The sequence below is a fragment of the Pseudomonas nitroreducens genome (assembly GCF_014204515.1).
GTDB classification, from domain to species: Bacteria; Pseudomonadota; Gammaproteobacteria; order Pseudomonadales; family Pseudomonadaceae; genus Pseudomonas; species Pseudomonas nitritireducens_A.
In genome coordinates, this window is the sequence record NZ_JACHLI010000041.1 from 23,126 (window position 1) to 38,175 (window position 15,050).

At 66.5% G+C, this 15,050-nt stretch carries 14 protein-coding genes; 7 read left to right on the forward strand and 7 right to left on the reverse strand.

All coding sequences use genetic code 11. The annotated features are described in order from the left end of the window. The first annotated feature begins 10 nt into the window (after positions 1-10). Genes HNP46_RS31620 through HNP46_RS31635 form a run of 4 tightly spaced genes read left to right on the forward strand, consistent with a single transcriptional unit; the run spans position 11 to position 4,394 of the window. Positions 11-1,336, forward strand: a complete 1,326-nt coding sequence (locus tag HNP46_RS31620) for a replication-associated recombination protein A (protein WP_184597045.1) — start codon at positions 11-13, stop codon at positions 1,334-1,336. 46 nt (positions 1,337-1,382) lie between these two features. After that, positions 1,383-2,663, forward strand: a complete 1,281-nt coding sequence (gene serS, locus HNP46_RS31625; protein ID WP_184597047.1) for a serine--tRNA ligase — start codon at positions 1,383-1,385, stop codon at positions 2,661-2,663. A 1-nt stretch (position 2,664) separates the two neighbouring features. Beyond that, entirely contained in the window at positions 2,665-4,050 is a 1,386-nt protein-coding gene (gene cysG, locus HNP46_RS31630; protein WP_184597049.1) for a siroheme synthase CysG, read from the forward strand. A gap of 2 nt (positions 4,051-4,052) precedes the next feature. After that, positions 4,053-4,394, forward strand: a complete 342-nt coding sequence (locus HNP46_RS31635) for a lysozyme inhibitor LprI family protein (RefSeq protein WP_409372478.1) — start codon at positions 4,053-4,055, stop codon at positions 4,392-4,394. Positions 4,395-4,516: 122 nt separating this feature from the next. Here the strand turns inward: HNP46_RS31635 and HNP46_RS31640 are convergent, their stop codons facing one another. From HNP46_RS31640 to paaF, 7 genes are all read right to left on the reverse strand, one after another. After that, positions 4,517-4,870, reverse strand: coding sequence for a DUF1428 domain-containing protein (locus tag HNP46_RS31640; RefSeq protein WP_184597053.1), 354 nt, complete (start codon positions 4,868-4,870; stop codon positions 4,517-4,519). Between the two features lie 503 nt (positions 4,871-5,373). After that, positions 5,374-6,693: a phenylacetate--CoA ligase PaaK gene (gene paaK, locus HNP46_RS31645; RefSeq protein ID WP_184597055.1), complete on the reverse strand. Its 1,320-nt coding sequence runs from the start codon at positions 6,691-6,693 to the stop codon at positions 5,374-5,376. A gap of 172 nt (positions 6,694-6,865) precedes the next feature. Continuing rightward, positions 6,866-8,071 (reverse strand): 3-oxoadipyl-CoA thiolase, encoded by a 1,206-nt coding sequence (gene pcaF, locus HNP46_RS31650; RefSeq protein ID WP_221455188.1) that lies wholly within the window; start codon positions 8,069-8,071, stop codon positions 6,866-6,868. Positions 8,072-8,076: 5 nt separating this feature from the next. After that, the gene (gene paaI / locus HNP46_RS31655; protein ID WP_184597059.1) at positions 8,077-8,517 is read right to left on the reverse strand and encodes a hydroxyphenylacetyl-CoA thioesterase PaaI; all 441 of its coding nucleotides are present in this window, start codon (positions 8,515-8,517) and stop codon (positions 8,077-8,079) included. Continuing rightward, positions 8,510-10,027, reverse strand: a complete 1,518-nt coding sequence (paaH, locus tag HNP46_RS31660) for a 3-hydroxyacyl-CoA dehydrogenase PaaH (protein ID WP_184597061.1) — start codon at positions 10,025-10,027, stop codon at positions 8,510-8,512. The genes paaI and paaH overlap by 8 nt, the downstream gene beginning before the upstream one ends. 3 nt (positions 10,028-10,030) lie before the next feature. After that, positions 10,031-10,822, reverse strand: coding sequence for a 2-(1,2-epoxy-1,2-dihydrophenyl)acetyl-CoA isomerase PaaG (gene paaG / locus HNP46_RS31665; RefSeq protein WP_184597063.1), 792 nt, complete (start codon positions 10,820-10,822; stop codon positions 10,031-10,033). A 57-nt stretch (positions 10,823-10,879) separates the two neighbouring features. After that, positions 10,880-11,653: a 2,3-dehydroadipyl-CoA hydratase PaaF gene (gene paaF / locus HNP46_RS31670; protein ID WP_184597065.1), complete on the reverse strand. Its 774-nt coding sequence runs from the start codon at positions 11,651-11,653 to the stop codon at positions 10,880-10,882. 377 nt (positions 11,654-12,030) lie between these two features. Here paaF and paaY point away from each other — a divergent pair, with 377 nt between their 5' ends. From paaY to feaR, 3 genes are all read left to right on the forward strand, one after another. Next, positions 12,031-12,648 (forward strand): phenylacetic acid degradation protein PaaY, encoded by a 618-nt coding sequence (gene paaY, locus HNP46_RS31675; RefSeq protein WP_184597066.1) that lies wholly within the window; start codon positions 12,031-12,033, stop codon positions 12,646-12,648. Positions 12,649-12,725: 77 nt separating this feature from the next. Next, positions 12,726-13,649 carry a phenylacetic acid degradation operon negative regulatory protein PaaX gene (gene paaX, locus HNP46_RS31680; RefSeq protein WP_184597103.1) on the forward strand — a complete coding sequence of 308 codons (924 nt, stop codon included), beginning with the start codon at positions 12,726-12,728 and terminating at the stop codon, positions 13,647-13,649. 164 nt (positions 13,650-13,813) lie between these two features. Beyond that, on the forward strand, positions 13,814-14,731 hold the full coding sequence (gene feaR / locus HNP46_RS31685; RefSeq protein WP_184597068.1) for a transcriptional regulator FeaR: 918 nt from the start codon (positions 13,814-13,816) through the stop codon (positions 14,729-14,731). The last annotated feature ends 319 nt before the right edge of the window (positions 14,732-15,050 follow it).

A 15,050-nucleotide genomic window follows, 5' to 3' on the forward strand; every position in this document is an offset into this window, starting at 1 on the left:
GGTAAGATTCGTGGATCTGTTCCGCTCCGCCCCCGTTTCCCAGCCCCTGGCCGCGCGCCTGCGCGCGACCAGCCTGGACGAGTACGTCGGCCAGGAGCACCTGCTCGCCCGCGGCAAGCCGCTGCGCGAGGCGCTGGAACAGGGTGCGCTGCACTCGATGATCTTCTGGGGGCCGCCCGGGGTGGGCAAGACCACCCTGGCCAAGCTGCTGGCCCAGGTCACCGACGCGCACTTCGAGACCATCTCGGCGGTGCTGTCCGGGGTGAAGGAAATCCGCCAGTCGGTGGAGGTGGCCAAGCAGCATGCCGCCCAGTACGGCCGCCGCACCATCCTCTTCGTCGACGAAGTGCACCGCTTCAACAAGAGCCAGCAGGACGCCTTCCTGCCGTATGTGGAAGACGGCACGCTGATCTTCATCGGCGCGACCACTGAAAACCCGTCCTTCGAGCTGAACAACGCGTTGCTCTCCCGCGCCCGCGTCTATGTACTGAAAAGCCTCGACGAAGCGGCGCTGCGCCGGCTGGTCGAGCGCGCGCTCAGCGAAGAGAAGGGCCTGGGCAAGCGCCACCTGAGCCTGCCTGACGACAGCTTCGCCATCCTCATGGCCGCTGCCGACGGCGACGGCCGGCGCCTGCTCAACCTGCTGGAGAACGCCTCCGACCTCGCCGAGGACAACGGCGAAATCAGCGCCGAGTTGCTGCAGAACCTGCTGGGCGACTCGCGCCGACGCTTCGACAAGGGCGGCGAGGCCTTCTACGACCAGATCAGCGCGCTGCACAAGTCGGTGCGGGGCTCCAGTCCCGATGGCGCGCTGTACTGGTATTCGCGCATGCTCGATGGCGGTTGCGATCCGTTGTACATCGCCCGTCGCGTGGTGCGCATGGCCAGTGAGGACATCGGCAATGCCGACCCGCGCGCCCTGACCCTGTGCCTGCACGCCTGGGATGTGCAGGAGCGCCTGGGCAGCCCGGAAGGCGAGCTGGCGATTGCGCAGGCTATCGTCTACCTGGCCTGCGCGCCGAAGAGCAATGCCGTCTACAACGCCTACAACACGGCGCGCCGTGATGTGGCGGAGAGCGGTTCGCTGGAAGTGCCGCTGCACCTGCGCAACGCACCGACCAAACTGATGAAGAACCTGGGCTATGGCGATGAATACCGCTATGCCCATGATGAGCCGGATGCTTATGCGGCCGGGGAAGACTACTTCCCCGAGTCCATGGAACCGCGCCAGTATTACCAACCCGTGCCGCGCGGGCTGGAACTGAAGATCGGCGAAAAGCTGCGCCACCTGGCCAGCCTCGACAAGGCCAGTGCCCGCCGTCGCAGAAAATCCTGAAGTGGCGCCCGCGAGCGCCGCCTGACACTCGACACGAGAAGACACCATGCTCGATTCCAAACTGGTTCGTACCCAGCCGCAGGAAGTGGCCGAACGCCTGGCCACCCGTGGCTTCACCCTGGACGTGGCGCGCATCGAAGCGCTGGAGAGCCAGCGTAAATCCGTGCAGACCCGCACCGAGACCCTGCAGGCCGAGCGCAACTCGCGCTCCAAGGCCATCGGCCTGGCCATGAAGAATGGCGAGGACGTCGCGCCGCTGAAGGCCGAGGTCAACCGCATGGCCGAGGAGCTGGAGTCCGGCAAGCGCGAGCTGGACGCGATCCAGGCCGAGCTGGACAACCTGCTGCTGAACATCCCGAACCTGCCGCACGAATCCGTGCCGGTGGGCGCCGATGAAGACGGCAACGTCGAAGTCCGCCGCTGGGGCACCCCGCGCAGCTTCGATTTCGAGATCAAGGACCACGTGGCCCTGGGTGAACAACACGGCTGGCTGGACTTCGAGACCGCCGCGCGCCTGTCTGGCGCCCGTTTCGCCCTGATGCGCGGGCCGATCGCCCGCCTGCACCGCGCCCTGGCGCAGTTCATGATCGACCTGCACACCCGCGAGCACGGCTACGAAGAGGCCTACACCCCGTACCTGGTGCAGGCGCCGGCGCTGCAGGGCACCGGCCAGTTGCCGAAGTTCGAGGAAGACCTGTTCAAGATCCAGCGTGAAGACGAAGCGGACCTGTACCTGATTCCGACCGCTGAGGTCTCGCTGACCAACATCGTCGCCGGGCAGATTCTCGACGCGAAGGAACTGCCGCTGAAGTTCGTCGCCCACACCCCGTGCTTCCGCAGCGAAGCCGGCGCGTCGGGCCGCGATACCCGCGGCATGATCCGCCAGCACCAGTTCGACAAGGTCGAGATGGTGCAGATCGTCGAGCCGTCGAAGTCCTGGGAAGCCCTGGAAAGCCTGGTCGGCAACGCCGAGAAGGTCCTCCAGGCCCTGGAGCTGCCGTACCGCGCCCTGGCGCTGTGCACCGGCGACATGGGCTTCGGCGCTGCCAAGACCTACGACCTGGAAGTCTGGGTGCCGAGCCAGGACAAGTACCGCGAGATTTCTTCCTGCTCCAATTGCGGCGACTTCCAGGCGCGCCGCATGCAGGCGCGCTACCGCAACCCGGAAACCGGCAAGCCGGAACTGGTCCACACCCTCAACGGCTCGGGCCTGGCCGTGGGTCGCACCCTGGTTGCCGTGCTGGAGAACTACCAGCAGGCCGACGGCTCGATCCGCGTACCAGAAGTGCTCAAGCCGTACATGGCCGGCATCGAGGTGATAGGCTGAGATGGACTTCCTGCCGCTGTTCCACATCCTGCGCGGACGTCGCGCGCTACTGGTCGGCGGCGGTGATGTCGCACTGCGCAAGGCGCGCCTGCTGAACGAGGCCGGCGCGGTGCTGCGTGTCGTGGCTCCGGAGGTGCATTCGGAGCTGCGCGAGCTGGTCGAGGAGGGCGCGGGCGAGTTGCTCCTGCGTCCCTACGCCCAGGGTGATCTGCAGGACTGCGTGCTGGTCATCGCCGCCACGGATGACGAGCCGCTCAATGCCCAGGTTTCCCGCGACGCCAATGCGCGCGGCGTACCGGTCAACGTGGTCGACGCGCCGGCGCTGTGCAGCGTGATCTTCCCGGCCATCGTCGATCGTTCGCCGCTGGTGGTGGCGGTTTCCAGCGGCGGCGACGCGCCGGTGCTGGCCCGTCTGCTGCGCGCCAAGCTGGAAACCTGGATCCCCGCGACCTATGGCCAACTGGCCGGGCTCGCCAGCCGCTTCCGCGAACGCGTGAAGCAGCGCCTGCCGGACCTGCAGCAGCGGCGCAAGTTCTGGGAAGAGGTGTTCCAGGGCCCGGTTGCCGAGCGCGTGCTCGCCGGCCAGCCGAACGAAGCCGAGCGCCTGCTGGCGGACAAACTGGAGTCGCCGCAGGCCGAGTCTCGCGGCGAGGTCTATCTGGTCGGCGCCGGCCCTGGTGATCCCGACTTGCTGACCTTCCGCGCGTTGCGCCTGATGCAACAGGCCGATGTGGTGCTGTATGACCGCCTCGTCGCGCCGGCCATCCTCGAACTGTGCCGCCGTGATGCCGACCGCCTCTACGTCGGCAAGCGCCGCGCCGACCATGCCGTGCCGCAGGACGAGATCAATCGCAAGCTGGTCGAACTGGCCCAGCAGGGCAAGCGCGTGCTGCGCCTGAAGGGCGGCGATCCGTTCATCTTCGGCCGTGGTGGCGAGGAGATCGACGAACTGGCGGCCAATGGCATCCCGTTCCAGGTGGTGCCGGGCATTACCGCTGCCAGCGGTTGCGCAGCCTATGCCGGTATTCCGCTGACCCACCGCGATTACGCGCAGTCCGTGCGTTTCGTGACCGGGCACCTGAAGGATGGCAGCACCGACCTGCCGTGGAATGACCTGGTCGCTCCGGGGCAGACCCTGGTGTTCTACATGGGCCTGGTCGGCTTGCCGGTCATCTGCGAGCAACTGGTGCGCCATGGCCGCTCCGCTGATACACCCGCGGCGCTGATCCAGCAGGGCACCACGGTGCATCAGCGGGTGTTCACCGGCACCCTGGCGAACCTGCCGCAACTGGTGGCCGAGCACGAAGTGCATGCGCCGACCCTGGTGATAGTCGGGGAAGTGGTGCAACTGCGCGAGAAGCTGGCCTGGTTCGAGGGTCAGCAGTGAGAGTGCTTCGCGCGGTGATCCTGGGCGCTGCCTGCGCATGGGGTTTCACTGCGCTGCCGGCCTCTGCGGCCAGCTTCGACTGCAAGAAGGCCAGGCAGGCAGACGAAAAGGCCATCTGCGCTGATCGCCAGCTGTCCGAGCTGGATGTGCAGGTGGCCACCACCTATCGCCTGCTGCGCGGCCTGTTCGCCATGGGCATGCGCGGCAACCTGGGTGACTCGCAGCTCGCCTGGCTGGAACAGCGCCGCGCCTGCGGCGCCAACAAGGCCTGCCTCAGGCAGCGTTACCAGGAACGCCTGGATGCGCTGCAGAAAGTCTACGACGGCATCGACAAGCCCATCTGAGCTGCGACTTTCCCGGCACGAGCTTGCTCACGAACAGGCGCATCCCGTAACTGCCCGCTCCTGCGCGGGGTTCGAGTGCGCAGGAGCGGCCTTCGTCCGCGAACTGTTGGCGAGGCGTTGGCTCAGGCTTCGACGATGGCCTGGAAGCCGCCGAAGATCATGCGCTGGCCGTCGAAGGGCATGTCGGTGAATTCGCTCTTCATCCGCGGGTCTTCCATGAACTTCTTCATGCCGGCGTCCCGCGCCTGCTTGCTCGGCCAGGTGATCCAGGAGAACACCACGGTTTCGTCTTCCTTGAGCTTCACCGCCATGGGGAAAGAGGTCACCTTGCCTTCGGGCACGTCGTCGCCCCAGCACTCGACGACGCCCAGCGCGCCGAATTCCTTGAACATGGCCGCGGCCTTGCGCGCCACCTCGATATAGCGCTCGCGGCGGGCGGTGGGGACCGGTACGAGGAAGCCATCGACATAGTTCATCGTTCATCTCCTGAGATTGGGCCGACGGCCGGATGCCGCCTGCCTTTGAGGAATAGTCGAAGGGCGGGCTGGGTGATCGACAGGGAAGGGTGGCGGGGCGACGGATGGTCGTGTGTGACGGAGATTCCGTGGGTGCGAACAGAGGTCCAGGGAACTGTAGGAGCGAGCTTGCTCGCGAACCTGCGCTGGCCCTGCCGACGGATCGCGGACAACGCCCGCTCCCCCACGGAAGGACGGGATAGCGTAGGAGCGGACTTTGTCCGCGATCGTTCTCCGTCGGCGCCGAAACGTGGGTGGAGCGCCGTTCGCTGAGCAGGCGCACTGCAGGTGTGTCTTCCTACCTGACAGGCGTCATCCGCGTTGGATTTCGCGGACAAGGTCCGCTCCTACGGGGAATGCCGGTGCGGCTCTTGTAGGAGCGGAGCTTCTCCGCGATTCGCCGGCAGGGCCGGCGTTAAAAAGAAAAGCCCCGCCGAGGCGGGGCTTTTCAATCATGCGAAGACTCAGCCCTTGGGCCGATTGTCATAAACGTGGCAGGCCTTGCCCTCGGAACGCTTGAGGCTGTGCGAAGGCTGCACGAGCACGCGGGCGCTGACGCCGATGTGGGTCTTGATCTGCTTGCCCAGTTCGTTGCCGATGGCTTTCTGCTGGTCCGCCGAGAGGCCGTGCTGGTCGTGGCGCAGTTCGACGTGCACGTCGATGCTGTCGAGGTTGCCGGTGCGGTGCAGGTGGATCTCGTAGCACTCGGCGAGCTGGCGGATCTTCAGCACCTGTTCCTCGACCTGGGTCGGGAAGACGTTGACGCCGCGGATGATCAGCATGTCGTCGCTGCGCCCGGTGATCTTGTCGATGCGCCGCATCGGCCGCGCGGTGCCCGGCAGCAGGCGGGTCAGGTCGCGGGTGCGGTAGCGGATCATCGGCAGCGCTTCCTTGGACAGCGAGGTGAACACCAGCTCACCGTATTGGCCGTCAGGCAGCACGGCGCCGGTGGCCGGGTCGATGATCTCGGGGTAGAAGTGGTCTTCCCAGACGGTCGGGCCGTCCTTGGTCTCGGCGCATTCCATGGCCACGCCCGGGCCCATGATTTCCGAGAGGCCGTAGATGTCCAGGGCGGTGATGCCCATGCGTTCCTCGACGGCGCGGCGCAGCTCGGCGGTCCACGGCTCGGCGCCGAAGATGCCCAGGCGCAGCTTGAGGCTGTGCGGGTCGATGCCCTGGCGCTCGATCTCGTCGGCGATGTTGAGCATGTAGGACGGCGTGACCATGATGATGTCCGGCTGGAAGTCGCGGATCAGCTGGACCTGCTTCTCGGTCTGGCCGCCGGACATCGGGATCACGGTGCAGCCCAGGCGTTCGGCGCCGTAGTGCGCGCCCAGGCCGCCGGTGAACAGGCCGTAGCCGTAGGACACGTGCACCTTGTCGCCCTTGCGGCCGCCGGCGGCGCGGATGGAGCGCGCGACCACGTTGGCCCAGGTGTCGATGTCGTTCTGCGTGTAGCCGACCACGGTGGGTTTGCCGGTGGTGCCGCTGGAGGCGTGCAGGCGCACGATCTCGTTCTGCGGCACGGCGAACATGCCGTAGGGGTAGTTGTCGCGCAGGTCGTTCTTGCCGGTGAAGGGGAATTTGGCGAGATCGTCCAGGGAGGTCAGGTCGTCCGGGTGTACGCCGGCCTCGGCGAAGCGTTTCTGGTACAGCGGGACGTTGTCATGGGCGTGCTTGAGGCTCCAGCGCAGGCGCTCCAGCTGGTGCTGGCGCAGCTCGTCGACACTGGCGGTTTCCATCGGGTCAAGCAGGGCACGTTCGGCATCATGGTACATGTTCATGGGTTCACTCGATTTGTTCTTGTACGCCAGCCGGTGAGGGCTGCGAGTGTCATGGGAGCAGCATACCGCCCCCGTTCGCGGGTGGATTCGAACCCCTGCCAGAGACTTTGCTCTGTCTGCCAGTCGGCAGGCTTCGGCGACTGGCGGCGCGGGGTTCGACGCCCCCTGTGGATCAGATCCGCTCGATGATCAGGGCGATGCCCTGACCGACGCCGATGCACATGGTGCAGAGGGCGTAGCGACCACCGCGCTCCTCCAGTTCGTGCAGGGCGGTGGTGACCAGGCGCGCACCGCTCATGCCCAGCGGGTGGCCGAGGGCGATGGCGCCGCCGTTGGGGTTCACCCGTGCGTCGTCGTCCTTCAGGCCCAGCTCGCGCAGCACGGCCAGGCCCTGGGCGGCGAAGGCTTCGTTCAGCTCGATCACGTCCATCTCGTTCAGCGACAGGCCGGCCAGCTCCAGTACCTTGCGGGTCGCCGGCACCGGGCCGATACCCATGATCCGCGGCTCGACGCCAGCGGTGGCCATGGCCACCACGCGGGCGCGGGCCTTCAGGCCATGGCGCGCGGCGGCAGCCGGGGTCGCCAGCAGCAGGGCGCAGGCGCCGTCGTTGACGCCCGAGGCGTTGCCGGCAGTGACGCTGCCCCCTTCGCGGAACGGCGTGCCGAGCTTGGCCAGTTGTTCCAGGGTGGTGTCGCCGCGCGGATGTTCATCCTGCTCGACGACCTTGGCCGGACCTTTGCGCTGGGGAATTTCTACCGGGACGATTTCCTTCGCCAGGCGGCCGTTGGCTTGCGCGGCGGCGGCCTTGTGCTGGCTGCGCAGGGCGAAGGCGTCCTGGTCGGCGCGGCTGATGTTGAACTGCTCGGCAACGTTCTCCGCCGTCTCGGGCATGGAATCGATGCCGAACTGCTGCTTCATCAGTTTGTTGACGAAGCGCCAGCCGATGGTGGTGTCGAAGATTTCCGCGCTGCGGCCGAAGGCCTGCTCGGACTTGCCCATGACAAAGGGGGCGCGGGACATGGATTCCACGCCCCCGGCCAGCATCAGCCCGGCTTCGTTGCAGCGCAAGGCACGCGCGGCACTGCCCACGGCATCCAGGCCCGAGCCGCACAGGCGGTTCAGGGTGGTGCCGGGCACGCTGGTCGGCAGGCCGGCCAGCAGCGAGGCCATGTGCGCGACGTTGCGGTTGTCTTCGCCGGCCTGGTTGGCGCAGCCGAAGATCACGTCGTCGATGGCGCTCCAGTCCAGCTCGGGGTGGCGTTGCATCAAGGCCTTCATCGGGATGGCGGCGAGGTCGTCGGCACGTACGCCGGACAGGGCGCCGGCGTAGCGGCCAATGGGCGTGCGCACGGCGTCGATGATCAGGGCGTCGGTCATATCGCTCATTCGGAGGTCTCCTGCGCCAGCACGGTGCCGCGCACTTTGTAGGATTTGCCGTGGAACAGGGCGATCAGCTGGCCCTGGGAATTCTCGATGCGCACGTCGTAGTTGCCGGTGCGGCCGCTGCGGCTCTGCTCAAAGGCGCTGGCGATCAGCTCGTCGCCTTCACGGGCCGGCGCCACGTAGTCGATGCTGCAGCCGATGGCGACGGTGGCGTCGTTGTAGCTGTTGCAGGCGAAGGCGAACGCCGAGTCGGCGAGGGCGAACAGGTAGCCGCCGTGGCAGGTGCCGTGCCCCTGGATCATGTCCTCGCGCACGCGCATCGACAGCTTGGCGCTGCCCGGGCCGGCATCCAGCAGCTGGATGCCCATGCGCCGGGTGGCCTGGTCGCGCTCGTACATGCTTTCGGCGCAGTCGCGGGCCAGTTGGGTGGCGTCAGTCATTGAGGCTTCTCCCTTCGGCATGCAGGCGGCGCAGTAGCAGGGACGGGCGGTAGCGGTCCTCGCCGTAGGCAGCCTGGAGGTTGTCCAGCACGCGCAGCACGTTGCCGATGCCGATCTGCCCGGCCCAGGCCAGCGGGCCCTGCGGGTAGTTCACCCCGGCACGCATGGCGAGGTCGATGTCAGCGGCGCTGCCGACGCCTTGGAGCACCGCGTCGGCCCCTTCGTTGGCGAGCATGGCGACGGTACGCAGCACGGCGAGGCCGGGCGTATCGCTCAGTCGGCTGGCGATGATGCCGGCCTTGGCCAGCAGGGCGACGGCCTGGTCGAGTGCTGCGGGAGCGGTGTCCGCCGAGCAGGAAATGCCCAGGCGCGCAGCCTTGGTGTAATCCAGGGCGAGGTCGATCAGCACCAGGTTGCGTAGGCCATCTTCCTTCGCACGCTGGCTGGCGAGACGGCCATCGGAAAGGGCGATGACCGCATCCCCCACACGCAGCAGGCCAGTGCCGGCGCGCTGGGTGATCTCGATGCCGGCTTCCTTCAAGCGCTGCACCAGCGGTTGGGCGGTGCCCAGGTCGCCTTCCACTACGCAGGAGGTGACGTTGGTGCTGCTGCCCAGGCTCGACGGCTGCGGGCGCTCGGCGCCTTCGGCGTAGTTATAGAAGCCTCGACCGCTCTTGCGGCCGAGGTGGCCGGCGTCCACCAGTTCCTTCTGAATCAGCGAGGGCTGGAAGCGGAAGTCGCCGTAGTAGGCGGCGAATACCGAGCAGGTCACGGCGTAGTTGACGTCATGGCCGATCAGGTCGGTCAGCTCGAAGGCGCCCATGCGGAAGCCGCCGGCATCGCGCAGCAACGCATCCAGGGTGGCGCAGTCGGCCGCGCCTTCCTGCAGCAGGCGCAGGCTTTCGGCGTAGAAGGGGCGCGCCACGCGGTTGACGATGAAGCCGGGCGTGGATTTGGTGTGGACCGGCTTCTTGCCCCAGGCCACTGAGGTGGCGTACAGGCTGTCGGCCAGCGCCGGATCGGTGGCAAGGCCGGAGACGATCTCCACCAGCGCCATCAGTGGCGCCGGGTTGAAGAAGTGCATGCCGACCACCTGCTGCGGGCGCTTCAGGCCGGCGGCGAGACTGGTGATGGACAGCGAGGAGGTGTTGCTGGCGAGGATGCAGTCGTTAGCGCAGAGCGCTTCCAGCTGCTGGAACAGGCCGCGCTTGACCTCGAGGTTTTCGACGATGGCCTCGATCACCAGCTTCGAATCGCCCAGCGCCTCGATGGCTTCCACCGGTTGCAGGCGGGCGACGATGGCGGAGCGCTCTTCGGCGCTCAGCTTGCCTTTCTCCACCACGCGGCCCAGCTGGCGGTCGATGCCGTCGATGGCCTGGGCGGCGGCGCCGGGGCGGTTGTCATAGAGCTTCACCAGGTGGCCGGCTTGCGCGGCGACCTGGGCGATGCCTGCGCCCATGGCGCCGGCGCCGATCACCGCGACTTTTGCGTCTTTCGAAAGTGCGCTCATCGATCAGCGACCCTTGAAGCTGGGAGTGCGTTTTTCCATGAAGGCGGACACGCCCTCGCGGTAGTCCTCGCTGCGGCCGGCCAGACGCTGCAGGTCGCGTTCCAGCTCCAGCTGTTCGTCAAAGCTGTTGTTCAGGCTGGCGTTGAGGCTGCGCTTGATCAGCGCCAGGCCGTAGGTCGGCTGGGTGGCGAGGTGGCGGGCGAGCTTGAGGGCTTCTTCGCGCAGGTTGGCGTCGTCCACCACCTGGTAGATCAGGCCCCATTGCTCGGCCTGCTCGGCCGTCAGGCGATTGCCCAGCAGGGCGAGCGCCTTGGCGCGGGCCATGCCCACCAGCCGCGGCAGCGTCCAGGTGCCGCCGGAATCGGGGATCAGGCCGATCTTGCAGAAGGCCTGGATGAAGCTGGCCGAACGCGCAGCGAGTACGAGGTCGCAGACCAGCGGGATGTTCGCGCCGGCGCCAGCGGCCACGCCATTGACCGCGCAGATGACCGGCAGCGGCAGGTCGCGCAGGCTGCGGATCAGCGGGTTGTAGAACTGCTCGATGGACTGGCCCAGGTCCGGCGCTTCTGCGCCCGGGGCGACGTTGCGGTCGGACAGGTCCTGCCCTGCGCAGAAGCCGCGGCCTTCGCCGGTGAGCAGCAGGACGCGGGCATCTGGATTCTGCCGGACCTGCTTGAGTGCCTCGCGCACTTCGCCGTGCATGGCGGCGTTGAAGCTGTTCAGCTGCTCGGGGCGGTTCAGGCTGAGGAGGGCGACGCCGTCCTCGATGGAAAACAGGATGTGCTCGAAGTTCATGGGCGGACTGGCTCCATCAATGGGACAGGCTTTGGGCCGGATAAAGAAAGGGGGAGCTCAGCGGCCTTGGTAGGCCGCTTTGCGTTTTTCCTGGAAGGCGCGGATGCCCTCGTCGCGATCGGCGGTGCCGGCCAGCAGGGTGAAGGCGTGGCGCTCGAAGCGCAGGCCGCTGGCCAGATCGGTGTCCTGGGCCTTGAGTAGCGCCTCCTTGGCCAGACGCACGGCCAGCGGCGCCTTGGCGGCGATGCTGCGGGCGATCTGCAGGGCGCGCTCGACGGTGAATTCCGGTTGGGTGACTTCGCTGACCAGGCCGGCGCGCTGGGCGTGGCGGGCGTCGATGGCCTCGCCGGTGAGCACCATCTGCATCGCCAGCGGCTTGCCCACGGCGCGCAGCAGGCGCTGGGTGCCGCCGGCGCCGGGCATGATGCCGAGGTTGATTTCCGGCTGGCCGAAGCGGGCGTCTTCGCCAGCGACGAGGATGTCGGCGTGCATCGCCAGCTCGCAGCCACCGCCCAGGGCGAAGCCGTTGACGGCGGCGATCAGCGGTTTGGAGAAGGCGGCGATGCGCTGCCAGTAGCCGACGCGCGGGTCATTGAGGATGCCGACCAGATTGCGCTCGGCCATTTCCTTGATATCGGCGCCGGCGGCGAAGGCCTTGCGGCTGCCGGTCAGCACCACGGCGCGGGTTTCGCTGTCCTGTTCGGCAGCATCGAGTTCGGCGGCCAGCTCACCGAGCAGTTCGGTGTTCAGGGCGTTCAGCGCCTCGGGGCGCTGCAGGGTGATCAGGCGGACGCCCGCTTCAGGCATCTGAACGGCAAGGGTGCGAGGCATGACATCGTCCTCAGGCTGCACGCACGGCTGCATGGCCGGCTGTATTGGAATTATGCGAGGCGGGCAGGGCCCGTCTCCGGCTTTCCCGCAGTATAGGCCTAAAGCGATACAAGAAAACAACTATGAAAGTTGAATCGCGTGTCTAAAATGTTTCTCGCGGTGCCACGAATTCGAACGATCAGGCAAGCATTGATGTCGCTGTATGTGGCGTATTTTCTCGATTTGAAAGACTTTTTCGTCTTCCGGATACGCTCCCTGGAAGCGATACGACAGAATTCGTTTGGAGGCTTTCAGATTGATGTGATACAAAATTTGCAAAAGAACAAATCGCTTTGTGCGGTGATGCCGGAATGCCGGCAACGCCGCAGGAGAACCCGATGCCCTGCTACAGCCTCGAAGGCGTGCGCCCGGTGGTCCACCCCACCGCCTATGTCCATCCCACCGCCGTGCTGATCGGCGACGTCATCGTCGGCCCCGGCTGCTATGTCGGTCCGCTGGCGGCGCTGCGCGGCGATTTCGGGCGGATCGTCCTCGAAGAAGGCGCGAATCTTCAGGACACCTGCGTCATGCACGGGTTCCCGGACAGCGACACCGTCGTCGAGCGCAACGGCCATATCGGCCATGGTGCGGTGCTGCATGGTTGCCGCATCGGCGAAGACGCCCTGGTGGGCATGAACGCGGTGGTGATGGATTACGCGCAGATCGGCGCGCGCTCGATCGTTTCAGCCGCTGCCTTCGTCAAGGCCAAATTCGACTGCCCGCCGCAGAGCCTGGTGATGGGCGCGCCGGCCAGCGTGAAGCGCAGCCTGAGTGACGAGGAAATCGCCTGGAAGCGCCGTGGCACCGAGGAGTACCAGGCCCTGGCCAAGCGCTGCATCACCAGCCTGGTGGAATGCCAGCCGCTGGCGGAGCTGGAAGCAGAGCGTCCGCGCCTGGGCGATTCCGGTTTCCGGCCCAAAGTAGCGGCAGGGACAGAGGCAGGAAAGGGCGCATGAGTACTGGGGTTCGCTCCAATGGCCAGGCGGTGCGGCGGGCAGGTATAGTCGCCGCTCCTTCGCCTGCGCAACGTGCCATGACCGCTCTAGCACCGCTGAACCAGCTGATCAATCGCTTCCAGGAACAGACGCCGATCCGCGCCAGTTCGCTGATCATCACCCTCTATGGCGATGCCATCGAACCCCACGGCGGCACCGTCTGGCTGGGCAGCCTGATCAACCTGCTGGAGCCCTTCGGCATCAACGAGCGGCTGATCCGTACCTCGATCTTCCGCCTGACCAAGGAAGACTGGCTGACCGCCGAGAAGGTCGGCCGGCGCAGCTACTACAGCCTGACCGGCACCGGTCGGCGGCGTTTCGAGAAGGCCTTCAAGCGTGTCTACAGCTCCAGCCTGCCGGCCTGGGACGGTTCCTGGACCCTGGTGATGCTCTCGCAGATCGCCGCCGACAAGCGCAAGCAGGTCCGCGAGGAGCTGGAATGGCAAGGCTTCGGTGCGCTCTCGCCGACCGTCATGGCCTGCCCACGTGCTGACCGCAGCGATGTCGTGGCGACCCTGCAGGATCTGGAAGTCGCCGACGACTGCATCGTCTTCGAAACCCGCGCCCAGGACGTACTGGCCTCCCGCGCCATGCGCATGCAGGTACGCGAGAGCTGGAAGATCGACGAGCTGGGCGAACACTACAGCGAATTCATCCAGCTGTTCCGCCCGCTCTGGCAAGCGCTGCGCGAGCAGGACCAGCTGCGCCCGGAAGACTGCTTCCTGGCGCGCACCCTGTTGATCCACGAATACCGCCGCCTGCTCCTTCGCGATCCACAACTGCCCGACGAACTGCTGCCGGGCGATTGGGAAGGACGCGCGGCGCGGCAGCTGTGCCGCAACATCTATCGGCTGATCCACGCCAAGGCCGAGGACTGGCTGAACCGCAACCTGGAGACCGCCGACGGCCCGCTGCCGGACGTCGGGGAAAGCTTCTACAAGCGGTTCGGCGGATTGAACTGAAGGGAGTTGGCGTGAAAAATGCCTCTCGCTGTGCAGCACTGCGGCTGCGCAGCGGGAACACCACCACGGAGCCTTCCTGAGAAGGGCCGCGGCGGACGATGACGACAGGTCCATGAGGCCGTCGCTGAATAACAACAAACAATGCGTGTGAGGCTTTGCAGGTCATGAATTCTTCATCGACATTGAGGGATGACGCTTTCGAGGCGTGGCTGGGTCAGGTCAACCGGGCGTGCGGTCGTTTCGATGCGCGCACCCTCGGCCCCCAGTTCCATGGACGGTTGCGCGAATACCAGGGCGGGGCGATCAAGCTGAGCGTGGTCGATATGGCCCAGGTGCATCTGTACCGCACCAGCAAGGAAGTCGGCACCAGCGCCGGCGGGCACTATTACGCGGTGTTCCAGCTCGAAGGGCGCTCGCGCCTGGAGCAGGGCGACAACCGCGTGGAGCTGTCGCGCGGAGACATCAGCCTGATCGACGCCAGCCGGCCCAGCGACATGACCTACCTGGAGGAATCCCGGCAGCTCTCGCTGATCCTGCCGCGCCAGGTGATCGAGCGCGGCCTGCGCATGTCGGAAGTGACCTGCGCCTCGAAGATCCCGGCCAGCTCGCCGATCGCCGTGCTCGCCAACCGCCTGATCGTCGAGACCAGCCAGCAGGAAAGCCTCGGCATGCTGGAAAGCGAGGCGACCCTGGATGCCCTGGTGACCCTGCTGCGCCCGGCGCTGGCCTGCCAGGACGCCGAGCAGGACAACCACGAACGCATGTTCCGCAAGGCCACCGCCTTCATCGACCAGCACATCGGCGCCGAGGAACTCTGCCCCGAGCTGATCGCCCGCGAGGTGGGCATCTCGGTGCGCGGCCTGTACCGCATGTTCGCCAAGAAGGGCCTGGTGGTGGCGCAGTACATCAAGAACCGCCGCCTGGACTTCTGCGCCGAGACCCTGCGCAACGCCCAGTTCGAGCAGAAGCTGTCGGCGCTGGGCTATGCCTGGGGCTTCTCCGATTCGAGCTACTTCTCCACGGCCTTCAAGGGTCGCTTCGGCGTGTCGCCGGGCGAGTACCGCAAGCGTTACGCCAATTGATCCAGCCGGTGGACGGCGATACCTGGCGGCCTTGTGCCGCAAGTGATGGGTATCGCTGCGCTCCACGCCATCCTACGTTGATGCTCGCCTGCACCGCTGTCTGCATCTGAACCCTTCGTAGGATGGGTGTAGCGAAGCGATACCCATGCTGCTTATTGCCGGCTCCTACGCCAGGCGGGTTCGCGAGCAAGCTCGCTCCTACAGACCTCCGGTTACGCCGCAGCCGCTCTTCGTAGGAGCGAGCCTGCTCGCGAAGGCATTCCCGCCAATCCCCGCATCACCCGAGAGCCATCCTGGCACTCCCGCCAATACGTCTGGC